Genomic DNA, 12604 nt, shown 5'->3' with positions numbered 1-12604 from the left:
GTTGGCCTTACCTGCTGACGCTCTTTATCCCCGTCGCACCGCGGGTGCTGCTTCAAGCGCCGCTGTTGTTCCTACTAGTGCACGCGCATCTCGATGAATCCGAGAGAATCACGAATCAAGCAATTACAAACACACCGGGAAACGCCTGCAATTCGGACACGACTTCCCCTATCCCAAGCGTTTAACCGCACTCGCTAACGGTGTCCACTCGGGGCGGATGATGGAGCAGTTGAGGGGGCTGGCGCAGGCGCGGAAACGTGGGGGGCGCCTACACCTCCACCTGAGTATCCACCGCCGCGAGGACCACCGACAGGCCCCCCAGAATATCCGCCTCCGGTTGGATGGGGACCGCTGGAGTTGCCGCCACCACCTCCCGAGTACGTGCTGGGATGTGAGCCGCTGGAATATCCACCTCCGCCGCCCGAGTAGGCATTGGCATGTGGGCCGCTGTTATAGCTACCGCCATTGGCGGGGCCGACATTGCTATGGCTGCTGCTGTCGCCTCGCGCTGCATAGGTGTTGTGCATGCCAGGAGTTTGACTGACAGGGCGATTGAAGACTCCAGTATTCCCAATCCGAGTTCCGGGTGTCCTGGCGTCATGCGGAGCGAGAGTGTTTTGGCCGACTGTCGAAGGGATGGCTTGATTTGACGGAGTGAAAAACACAGGAACGTTGCTCGATCCAGTTTTCGCTGCTGTTTCCGAGAGCTTATTCAGCTTGCCGAATTCGCCTCGCGGAATCCCGAGCCCTGCCGAGTCATTGCGGAAGTTGAACGAGCTCGTGGCGCGATCGACATGGGAGAATGTGAGCCGTTTCGCGTTTACCGCAATCAGAGAGCTTGTCTGACCGGGAATCGGACGAGGATGCGGCGGGTTGGGGTGCAGATGAATTTGATTGATAAAGCGATGGCGAGCGTCGCGGTCCCAATACGGGTTACGGCCGCCGAGTCCGTACCAGTTGCCACCGGGCTGCCATCCCCAGCCCCCGCCGCATTGCAGCCATGAGCCGTAATGGAATGGAGCCCATCCCCAGGGATACGGCGACACCCAACTGTAGCCGCTTCCCGGATACAAGGCCCAAATGCCACTGGCGTAAGGATCCCATGCTGCGGAAGCGAAATAAGGCCGCCAGACACGACCACAGCCATCTACATCGGAGAACGCCCCGTAGTAATTAAGGTCTGCAAGACCGTAGGAGGAACCAGAGCCTGCAAGAGCGTTTCCGTGGAAGTAACGCTTGTGGTATTCGGTCTGCTGCTCGTCCCATTCGTCAAAGGAGGCATCTTCGATACCTGCGATCAAGTCAGCGGATACATGGGTGGTTGTGTTGAAGATGAGGCTCTTCATCTTGCCGACTTCGTACGAGCCGGCTGTGTTCGTGAAGTCAACCGAGCCGGAGATGACGGAAAGGCGACTCTCCGGATCTTTCACTTCTAATCGCAGATGCGCTCCCGGTCGCGGCTTGATAACGCCGTCGCCTGAGGTCAGGTCGAACGTATTGCCCTTGGTCTTGTTAAGCGAGACATAGACCGTTCCTCGAAGCACGTTCATGGACGAAATGGTGGCGCCTATGGTCGTACGGCCGAGCTGGGTGAAGTCCACTTCTGTCTGCGGGATCAGGCGAAGTGTGGTGCCGTCTTCGAACTCCACTTCTGCAGAGCCTTCATCTGTCTTCAGTCGTGCGCTCTGTGTGATGGGAAGGTTGTTGAAGGCGGCTTCAAAGCCGCGGCCGATATTGCGATCCATCTCAACTTTGCCGTTTGCCTGGCTCAGCCGCACAATACGGATCGCATTCGCTGCGTCGGGTTTTTCATCTGATTGAACATCGTTCGTACCGGCATGCAGTGTAGCCTTGTCTGCCGAGCTCGACGGGGCAGTATTGGAGGGTGTCTGCGCTGTTGATGTTGAGCAATAGAGCGCGACTGCCAGCGTAACGGTAAAACCTGCAACGATTATTCGATTCATATCCGCCTCGCAACGTAGGTCGAATTGATGTGCCTGCTGCGAACTGCTTAAGGCAGGCCTCAAGAAACGGAATGAGTATAGGCCGCAGCCAAAGCTTTGAGCAAAGGCGGCGGTGCGTCTTTTGACATCAACCCGGGACTATTCTTTACGCCCCTATCTTCTTAGATGAGCGATCAACGCTTTTTACTCGATCCGCTGCAAGAAGATTAGTAGCTATATACCGTTCCGCTATTGCGATGCGACAACGAGAAGCCAGCAGGCACGCGACTGCCAACGCGTAGGACCGCCGCACCGTTCAAAACGAAATAAAAATCAGTAGAGAGGTTGGCTCGGATGGTCTGAAGTTCGTCCGTGCGACCGCCCATTGCGCTGCTGGCCGTTTGTTTCATCCTTATCGCTTCATGCATCTGACCTAATATGTGCCGTCCATTCAAACGAGGTTCGGACAAGCTGCGCGTCGCGGATGTCTTCAAGGTTACGGCTGACCTACATGAGACGATCTCCGATGATGGAGACGATCAGTCAAAGTCGAAAATCGTGTCTGGATTCGTTGGTGTCAGGGCGTTTAAGAGGTGGCAGTCAGTCCACTCCATAAAGTGGCGTCCGTTGATGGCTGTTGCAGCATAGGCTGCTAGTTTCGAGATCGTCGCGTTGGGCATGATTTCGGCGTCTTATTCCCGTTCACCACAACCCAGCCATTATCCGCGGTGGGGTGTGTGGAACAGTGCACGTCATGGATGCCTGCAACCCAGAGTCCGCTAGTGGTATAGCCCTCCCCGTAGGCGAACACCGAGTCTCCAGGCTTCGCAGATACAACGCCGTCAAGACTGTCGTTAATGGCAATCTGAATCTTTGCCGCCTGTCCATCGGGGAGCGTTACATTCAGGGTGATGATGTGGTGAGAACCATGTTTGCCACCACTGTTCACACGAGTGCCCGCAGAGATGCCGCACGCCATGACGTTCTCAACGTATCCCTTCGGATGTTCCTGAATCATGGTCTGCAGTTTTGTATTGACCTGAGGAGAACAGTTTGACGGTACGGGGACATCGCGCCCCTGGGCATGCATCATGACGGGACCTAGGGCCATTACGACCGCCGCTGAAAATAGCTGGACACGCATATTGCAAATTCTCCTCTTCTTGGTATCAGAGCCTCATGAAATCGCGGACATCGTTGCCCAGGGCAGGATTTTCCAGGAGCCGTCGCTGCGCTCCAGGACGACCCAACGCCAATTCCCGCAAAGCCCACCGCAGTACATACCAATCTCGGTCATGGCTAACGTGTGTGCGCGATTGAAGTAGACAGCCGTAAAGCTGTGCAAGCCAGCCGCTCCTTTGAACTCGTCTGGAGTTGGTGGCGCCTGCATGATGTTGTTCTTAGGTGGCAGATAACCCGCAACCTGTCTCCTATATCGGTTCTGAGCGTCTTCGTCCAAAAGATGAACCGGCACCTTCAAACGAAATTCCGTTGCTTCGAGTTGATAGCGATCATGGCAGTGAGCATCGTAGTCGGCCAACACTTCGGCGAAGTCTGCTTGTCGAGGCTCGGGAGACCGAACAGCCACATGAGGGTTCATCATGCCAGCGGTCTTGCAGGAGCTATCCAGCGGCAAGGCTTTCGTTGTGTTCTCGAGTAACCAAAATGCTCGAGGTACGTTACCCCACTCAATTTCTCTCCCGGGTAGAAGCTTTGAGTAGATTTCGTAGGACTCCGTCATACGATCTTGTGGGACTCGGAGTGGGTGGTGACTGCGGCGGAGCCGTCGTAGCACTTTGCGCAAAGCCAGTTGCCAAGGCAAGGACAAACATGAAACCGATGCCCCAATGTCTCATAGCGAATGCAAGACCCTTCGTTCGCATGGTGTCGATCATAGCGTGTTCCGATTGGGCGGCAAGTCGTGATGCCTGGTGGTGGAATGAGCCTTGAAATTCCAAACCGGTCGTAATGCCGCGTAGCCCCTGGGGTCGCCATAAGTTGTTGGGCGTTATCGAAAGGAGAAATCGAGGTCAACGTGCAGCGTCTAACGGGCTTTCGCAGGGGAGGAAGAGAGAAAACACGCAGCCGTGTTTGGTCGACGAGGTATCTGTTCGAAAGATGAGGCGACCTCCGTGCCGTTGGACGATCTCTTGGCTGATCCAGAGTCCGAGTCCTGTACCGTTGATCCCTTTGGTGGAATAGAAGGCGTCGAACACTTTGTCGCGAACCTCCGTAGACATACCGGATCCGTTGTCGGCTATGGTGAGCCAGATGCCTCTGATCGGACCCCGATGTCCATCTCGGCTGCGGACGAGCATGCACCCGCCAGGCTGCATGGCATCGATGGCATTGCTCACCAGGTTTGTGAGCACCTGTCGGATCTCACCATCTAGGCAGCGGATCGTACCTGTCGATCGTGTTTGGACACGAACTTGGACGCTACTATTCTCAAGACGCCTTTGGAAGATCGACAAGACACTATCGAACAACTCGCCGCTAGTCACTTCCTTGGTCCTGCCGGACTGACGATGAAACCGGAGTGTTTGGTTCGTGATCGCGGCAACTCTACGCAATTCAAGGTCAGCGAGCGTGAGATGTTCCTTGATCGCACCCAGGTCATCCGAGCCATGTGCGATGTACAGCAGATTAGTCACGGACTCCAACGGGTTGTTGATCTCATGGGCAATGGAGGATGCCAGTCGTCCCACGGCCGCGAGTTTCTCCGATTGCAGCAGTGCTTCCTGGGCTTTGTGGCGGTCCGTCACATCGAGAGTGAACCCCGCCATGCTCACAGGCGTCCCTGCATCGTCGTACTGCGCTCGACCGGCGGCAACCACCCAATGAATGGACCCATCGGGCCAGACATTTCTGTACTCCGCGCGGTAGAGTTCACGACTTGCGATGGCCTGCGCCACGACCTCCGCCACGAAGAGTTCATCTTCGGGATGAATGGCCGCCCGTAGATCCGCATAATTGAAGTCTCGATCGAGAGGCCAACCATAGTTCTTCTTGCATTGATCCGAGCAGATCATTCGTCCCGACAAGAGATCGAGGTCCCAGCTTCCGAGGTTTGCAATTTCCGCCGCCGTTCGAAGCCTCTGTTCGCTCGCCAAGCGGGATTGTTCTCCCTTCTTACGCGCGGTGATATCGGTCAGGGTCAGCACACAACCTGCGGCCCCTTCTTCGTTTGATATCTGGCCAGAACTCAGGAGGAGATACCGATCAGAACCATCCGATGCGCGGTAGCGAACTTCCTGTGATTGCACGGAATCGTGCAACGCCATTGCGATCCGGAAAGGAAACTCTGGGCCTGCCTTTTTCTCCATCAGGAGAGGAAACGCTTCATCGAAATGTTCGAGAAGCGGGTTTCGACCGGACATCGTCTTCAACAAACTATTGATGGATTGTATGTACCCGTGGCGATCGCAGACGACGATTCCCTCGGCGGAGCTCTCAAGGATGGACTGGGTCAGCTTGCCTGCAGCCACTAATGCTTCCCACCTCTTCGACTCCGTCAGATCACTTGCCACAAGACATAGCGCCGTTGGTTCTTCGATCTTCATCTTGCTTACGGAGAGCTGAATCGGTACAAGGTGACCATCCAGCGATCGCAGGTTCAGCTCTGCTTTGCCAGGGATTCCAACGAGTGCACGGGCAATAAGGGCCTGAGTCACGGACATTGCGTCAGCATCCAGGAATTCGTCGAGGCGACGTCCCATGATCTGATCGAGCGGGATATCGAGCAACGATGCGAGTTGCTGATTACAGTACAAGAGAGTGCGATCAGCCGAAATCGTGGCGGCGCCTTCATTCATTGCCTCGACCAATTCGCGATAAGCCGCTTCGGCACCACGGAGCGTGAACACCTGCTCTCCATCAGGGCCAGACACAACAACGGCATCCACTTCGCCTGAACGTATCGCCGCGATCACTTCCTGCGAATCGGCTAACTCGTTCTCGAGTTCCGCGATCCTCGCATGAAGCTGTTCAACTTCCTGCGGTGAGATTTCGTTTGGGTGTTCTGTCGGCATCGTTTCTTCAGCTCCTCAGCTTCAGGCCCACAACGATTCGCTCGGTGTCGGACATATCGCCAACGAACTTTTTCGGAGGAAAGGGTAATTCTTTGATCAAGGTGGGAAGAGCGATTACATCAGCGTGCTTCGTGACTTCCGGCTGCTGATAGACGTCCACGACATCCAACTCGTAGTTGCCGGCGAGATAGCGTTCACAGATTTCGCGGACGTTCGTGATCGCTTGACGGGACCGGTTGCTGTTTCCAGCGACGTAGAGCCGGAAAACGTACTTCGGCTGAGACAAATCCGCAACCAAAGCCTCAAACTCGCGCAGCGTCTGGCTCGCAATCTCTCCTTCAACATCCTCGTCGTGGGAATCGCCAGCTGGGTTAGGCATCGTTAATCTCTGCCGCCATCGGCCTGCGCCGATTTGAGATCAAGTCCAATCAGGACCCGTTCTTCTTTGGCGAGATCGCCAATGATCTTCTTCACCGGTGGGGGAAGCTGGCGAACCAAGGTCGGAACAGCGACGATCTGATCGCCCTTCGCGAGTTGCGGGCTAACCAGGAGATCGACAACCTCGATCTGATAGAGACCCTTGAGATGGGTCTCACAGATGCGCTTCAGGTTCGTAAAGGCCGCAATGGACTTCGCGGTTTGCCCCGCGACATAAAGACGAAGGAGCCACGTCTTGCTCTTGTCCTCTGGCTCTGCTATTTGATCCGTTCGTGGCGCTCTGGGCGTCATGGATACCTTCCGCGCTTCATGGGGCGCTATGAGAGACGTCGTTTCCCGTACACTTCACCCAGTTGGATGCCGCTATCGCTCAATATGAACGACCGAAGTTCATGTGAGTGGGACATGCCACGAGACTTGAGCACATATAGCCCATAGGTGCGCTGGCCCTCATGCTCAAGATCGCGCAACAAAATCCAGGTATCCATAATGGAAGAAACATTCTCGTCGCTGCGTTCTCCTAAAACACCCATTGGGGTCAAATGCGTGAACATGGCCGTGATCTGTTTCATCTTTAGGAAGTCGACCAGTCGGATCAGCATTGACTTCACGCCACTCTGATCAGCGGTGCTGATGAAATTGGAAATGGGGTCGACAACGACGACGGTTGGGTTCACGTCTTTGATGATCTGGTGCATAGAAGCAAGGTGTGCTTCCAAACCAAGATTGCTCGGTCGAACCGTATGAAAGTGGAGCTGGCCACTCTCGGCTGCCGGGCGGAGATCAAGACCGATGGACGCTGTATTCCGTATGATTTGGTCCTTCGACTCTTCAAAGCCAAAGTAAAGTGTCTTTTCTCCCCGGTCACACGCCGCTTTGAGAAACGACAAGGCGATGCTTGTCTTACCCGTTCCCGGTGTGCCGGATACTAAAATGCTGCTGCCCCGGAAGAATCCTTTCCCTCCGCCGAGCATGTCATCGAGAGCGGTGATCCCGGAAGAGATACGCTTCTCGGAAGCTCCGTGGGTCAAGCCAACCGACGTCAGGGGAAGTACCGAAATCCCCGTGCCGCTCATGAGGAACGGATATTCATCCGTGCCATGCGCGCTTCCGCGGTACTTCACGATTCGCAAACGACGCGTTGAAATCTGGTCGTTCACGCGATGGTCGAGAAGAATGACGCAGTCTGCGACGTATTCTTCAAGGCCATACCGTGTGAGCTGACCCTCGCCCCGTTCACCGGTAACGATAGCCGTCAGACCTTTGTCTTTCAGCCAGCGGAAGAGACGGCGCAGCTCGGATCGGATCAACGACTGATTCGTCAGGCCAGCGAAGAGCACCTCGAGGGTGTCGAGCACCACGCGCTTCGCTCCGATTGCATTGGCCGCACTCTCCAGTCGGATGAAAAGACCTTCGAGGTCGTATTCCCCAGTCTCTTCGATCTCGCTGCGTTCGATGAACACGTGATCGATGGAGATCTTGCCAGCCTTCTCAAGTTCTTCGAGGTCGTAGCCAAATGATGCGATGTTCTGCGTCAATTCGTGCTCGGTCTCTTCGAAGGCCATGAAGACACCGGGTTCGTCGAAGTCTTTGGCGCCATGCACCAAGAATTCAAGCGCCATCACAGTCTTGCCCGAACCGGCGCTACCGCAAATCAGGGAAGTTCTGCCGGTGGGCAGGCCACCCGCGGTGATCTCGTCCAGACCTTCGATTCCGGTCGGGGTCTTTTGAATGGTGGCTAAAGCAGAAGGCATAGGTAAGTTCTCAGGAGTACGGTATGTCATCGAGCGGAAGGAATGCGCTGGGGAAACTTCCAAAAAATGATTGTACTTGCCGAACGATTAGTTGTGAGAGTTTCAGCAACGTAGCTTTCGACAATGCTGTGGTGTTTTCTACTGCCATCCACATCCTTCAAACCGAAGGGGGGATACTTGGCGGGCTTGTGGGGGATGTTCTTCAGGACTGTGATACGAGTTGGCTCTTCCAATCGATGGCGTCGTGTGGCTTGTTCGTCGATCTTTAGAACTGACCAACTACCGAGAATGCAAATTCCAAGCTCGCTCTAGTGGCCTGCCGCCCGTCACAGACACCAATGCCAGATGCGCCTCCAATGGCAGCGTTCCAGATGCGAGTGCCACTGGGATGACGAACCCCTAATTGTGTTTGTGTTCCGCTGAACGGAGGATCAGCCTATAACCTTGGACCGTCTGAAACAATCTCTCGATTTTGGCCGACGTCCTGTGTCGCTGCCAACGAGCGCGGATCCAAGTCCCGGCTCTCCGATCACTCAGCATATTTGAAGCCCGAGCGTCGGGAGCAGATTCTGCGCGGCACGGGGCCACTCCCTATCGCAAAAACACGTCTCCCCACATGTCATAATCCCTGGCTTCCATGGGTAACAATGGTGACGTGTTTTCAAAAACGTTATCGTACACGGCTAGGAAATACTAAATATCGGGCTATTTTAAGGATTTATTGATTCTTGTTGACACTATGTTGCGGTAACGTATACGTTTTTCGGCTGTGAGTGGTTACCGGGACGCGCAGGTGGCCATTTTTGAGAGGCCAACATGCAAACAATGAAAACTCAGAGGCGTGGTGCGACAGAGGCTCGGTTTTTGGGCCTGTTGCTCGCTTTTTTAGTGCTCTTCCTTCCTGGGGGAAGACTCTTGGCCCAGGTCGACCAAGGAGCAGTTACGGGAATCGTGTACGATTCCGAAGGCCGCGTCGTTCCTGGTGCAACGGTCACTCTGACCGCTGTTGATACCGGACTTGCGCTCACACAAACGACAAATTCGGCGGGGCTTTATACCTTCCAACCGGTAAAGATCGGCAGTTATTCCATCACTGCAGCTGCTGCCGGATTTGCGACGACCACACAACAGAACATCAAGGTGGATATTCAGGCTCGCGTTGCGGTCAATCTGTCTTTGAAGGTTGGCGGAGCGTCCGAGACAGTGACAGTTTCAACGGCTCCTCCACTTCTCGAGACGCAAACAGGTGCCGTCGGCCAGGTTGTCGAAGCTAAAACAATCAATGAAACACCCCTCAATGGTCGCAACTGGGTATTCATTGCACAGCTGACGAACGGAGTTACTCCTTCGCTTGGCAATACGCGCGGATCGGGTAAGGGAGATTTCATTGCCAACGGACAGCGTGCTACGCAGAACAACTTCATTCTTGACGGCGTTGATAACAACACAAACCTGGTGGACTTTCTCAACGGTTCCACTTTTGTGCAGCGTCCGCCACCGGATGCTTTGGCTGAGTTCAACATCCAGACCAGCAACTATTCCGCGGAGTTTGGACACTCCGCCGGCGCTGTCATGAACGCCAGCATCAAGTCCGGAACGAACCAGATTCATGGGAATTTCTGGGAATACTTCCGTAGCGACAAGATGAATGCGAAGGACTGGAATGCACTTTCCGTTCCGCGCTTTCATCAGAACCAGTTCGGTGCAACGATCGGGTTCCCGCTGATCAAAAACAAGCTGTTCTACTTCGGCGACGTTGAGGCAAACCGTATTACCAATGCGCAGGTGAACCGCCTTAATGTGCCATCTGCGTTGGAGAGACAGGGTAACTTCACGGAGTTGTTGAATCCAACCGTGAGTGGCTTCAACCAGCCGATTCACTTGAAGCAACCGAACACCAATGGGTCGGTACCTTTGGGGGCTCCATGTGGGAACGCAGAAAACGTAATGTGCGCCGCAGATATCGATCAGAACGCGTTGAAGATTTTGAATATGTATCCCACTCCGAACAACGGATCGGGACTTCAACAGAACTATGTGCAGAATGTTCCCCGCCTGGATAGCACAACACAGTTTGATCAGCGTGTGGACTGGAACGCTAGCCCCAAAGATCTGCTGTACGGACGCTTCAGCTATGTCCATCAGATCGTGAAGAGTGCACTTCCTCTTGGTCCCGTTCTTGACGGTAGCGGCTACGGTGGATATATCCAGAGCAATCTTGCTGAAAACGGCATGGGATCTTATACGCATACCTTCACGCCGTCGTTGATCAACGAATTCCGGTTTGGCTACAACTGGGGCGTCTTCAACTTCGATACGCCGAACGGTTTCAATGGAACTATCGCCAGCTCGCTGGGCTTCGGCAACGTTCCGTGCGTCCCGGGATTCTGTGGTCTGCCGCTGGTGCAGATCGGTGGCGCTGTTGGCTTATCGCAATTCGGTTCCACGGGCACATCGCGCGAATCACAGAACGTGTATCAGATTCTGGATAACCTGACCTATCTCAAGGGCAAGCACTCCATGAAGTTCGGTGTGGCATTCCAGAATGTTCGTTTCTATTACACCTATGCGGATAGCCCTCGAGGCAACTTCACCTTCAACGGTCACTACACGAAGATCCCGGGAACTTCTTTAAGCTCCGGTGTCGCGGATTTCCTTTCCAGTCGCGTGGCGAGCGCCTATATTACGAATGCTCCAGGCATTCATGATCAACAGTGGTACAACTCCGCCTACGCGCAGGACGACTGGCGTCTCACACCGAACCTAACCCTTAACATCGGCTTGCGCTGGGACTTCTATCAGCCTCTGGCGGAGTCGCGGGATCGTCAGGCAAACTTCATTCCCACAGCAGTTGGAGCGGGAACTGGAGCTGGCGTATTCCAGTTGCCAACGTCACAGAAGAGTGTGACGCTGGCACCGGCATTCATCAATACACTGGCTGCAAACAATGTGCAGATTCAGTATCTGGGAAATAACCGCTTGGTCAGTTCGCAAAAGACGAACTTCGCTCCCCGGTTTGGATTCTCATATAAGGCGAACGATAAGACCGTTCTACGTGGCGGTATCGGTATCTTCTACGGTGGGCTGGAAAGCAATGGCAATGGAAACCTGGGCGCAAACTATCCGTATAGCCTCTCCCAGAGCTTCCCTGAACAAAGTTGCACTGCAGGAAACTGTTCTACACCGTTCCCCTACACATTGGAAACGGGATTGCCGACATTGACGCCCGTTACCGCGGCAACAGGTTTCCCGGGATTCCATTCGACACCTGCAAACCTGAATACGCCATATACCCAGAATTACAGCCTGTCAGTACAGCACGCATTATCGAATAACCTGGTTAGCTCCATTGCGTATGTTGGCAACGAGTCTCGTCACCTGACAACTTATTTCGCGCAAAACTCCAATGTCGCGCTCTATCAAGCGGGATTGAATACACAGCCGTATCAACCCTTCCCAACGTTGGGCGGTATTGGTGCAACGGTGTACACCGGCTACAGCAGTTACAACTCTTTGCAGGCCAAACTGGAAAAGCGATTTTCTGACGGGTTGAACTTCCTGGCCACTTATACCTGGGGCCATGCGATGGACAACACCAGTTCTTCGGGCGGTCTATCCACGGCAGTTGGTACCCGCACGTACTACCTGCTTGGTGGTCCTAAGTTCGAATACACCAACTCGTCGTACGACGTGCGCAACCGCGTCACGCTGAATGGTCACTACGAGCTTCCATTCGGACGTGGACGGAAGTACATGAAGAGCAACCGTGCAGTGGATCTCGTACTTGGGGGATGGGAGATCAGCGACACCTTTACTGCACAGGGGGGAACGCCTTTCGGTATGGGAACAACTACATCGAATGTCGCTGGTGCAGGTTCTCGCCCGGTACTGGTTACCGATGCGTTCCGCACAGGAGATCCGGGCATTCCTGGAACGTTGGGAAGCAGCAGCACGCCATGCCCAACGCAGGTGAAAACCAAGGCGCATTGGTATAACCCATGTTCGCTGGCCGAGCCGATGGGAATGCTGAACGCTGGCAATCTGATCTGCGCGCCGGGTTCACCTGTTGGTGCGGTGCAGAATGGTGTGGCCTGCCGTTATGCGTCAGGCGTTACCGATCCCAACTTGGTGGCGCAGTTCCTTGGAGGCAAGCAGAACATCGTCTATGGCCCTGGCTACTGGCGCAATGACGTATCGCTGTTCAAGAATTTCACCATCTGGCGAGAGCAGAGCCTCCAGTTGCGCGCCGATATCTTCAACGTATTCAACCACCCAACCTGGGGCAACCCCGGTGTGCAGAACGATGATCCGGTATCAGGCGGCCGTATTGACGGTCCCAAGAACTTCGGTGCAAACACACCGGATGCTCGCTTTATCCAGCTTGCTGCGAAGTTCTACTTCTAAGCAGGAGTACCTCCAACTTGGGACAGAACGTAAC

General features: G+C 54.6%; 9 protein-coding genes. 1 reads left to right on the top strand and 8 read right to left on the bottom strand.

Annotated features, from left to right (window positions below):
* Positions 1–194: 194 nt before the first annotated feature.
* From M504_RS14885 to kaiC, 8 genes are all read right to left on the bottom strand, one after another.
* Complete coding sequence (locus M504_RS14885) at positions 195–1964, bottom strand: FecR family protein (RefSeq protein ID WP_047495195.1); 1770 nt, start codon at positions 1962–1964, stop codon at positions 195–197.
* A gap of 206 nt (positions 1965–2170) precedes the next feature.
* Positions 2171–2353, bottom strand: coding sequence for a hypothetical protein (locus M504_RS14880; protein ID WP_047495191.1), 183 nt, complete (start codon positions 2351–2353; stop codon positions 2171–2173).
* A 242-nt stretch (positions 2354–2595) separates the two neighbouring features.
* On the bottom strand, positions 2596–3087 hold the full coding sequence (locus tag M504_RS14875) for a hypothetical protein (RefSeq protein WP_156993886.1): 492 nt from the start codon (positions 3085–3087) through the stop codon (positions 2596–2598).
* Positions 3088–3120: 33 nt separating this feature from the next.
* Complete coding sequence (locus M504_RS14870) at positions 3121–3546, bottom strand: hypothetical protein (RefSeq protein WP_156993884.1); 426 nt, start codon at positions 3544–3546, stop codon at positions 3121–3123.
* 427 nt (positions 3547–3973) lie between these two features.
* The gene (locus tag M504_RS21460) at positions 3974–5974 is read right to left on the bottom strand and encodes a PAS domain-containing sensor histidine kinase (RefSeq protein WP_052200880.1); all 2001 of its coding nucleotides are present in this window, start codon (positions 5972–5974) and stop codon (positions 3974–3976) included.
* 7 nt (positions 5975–5981) lie between these two features.
* Entirely contained in the window at positions 5982–6353 is a 372-nt protein-coding gene (locus M504_RS14860; RefSeq protein ID WP_084214443.1) for a circadian clock KaiB family protein, read from the bottom strand.
* Between the two features lie 2 nt (positions 6354–6355).
* On the bottom strand, positions 6356–6703 hold the full coding sequence (gene kaiB, locus M504_RS14855; protein WP_047495184.1) for a circadian clock protein KaiB: 348 nt from the start codon (positions 6701–6703) through the stop codon (positions 6356–6358).
* Between the two features lie 26 nt (positions 6704–6729).
* The gene (kaiC, locus tag M504_RS14850) at positions 6730–8166 is read right to left on the bottom strand and encodes a circadian clock protein KaiC (RefSeq protein ID WP_052200879.1); all 1437 of its coding nucleotides are present in this window, start codon (positions 8164–8166) and stop codon (positions 6730–6732) included.
* A gap of 951 nt (positions 8167–9117) precedes the next feature.
* Here kaiC and M504_RS14845 point away from each other — a divergent pair.
* Entirely contained in the window at positions 9118–12570 is a 3453-nt protein-coding gene (locus M504_RS14845; protein ID WP_232296311.1) for a TonB-dependent receptor, read from the top strand.
* The last annotated feature ends 34 nt before the right edge of the window (positions 12571–12604 follow it).

The organism is Terriglobus sp. TAA 43, from assembly GCF_000800015.1.
GTDB lineage: Bacteria > Acidobacteriota > Terriglobia > Terriglobales > Acidobacteriaceae > Terriglobus.
Note: the sequence above shows the minus strand (reverse complement) of the source record. Positions and strands in the feature narration are given on the sequence as shown.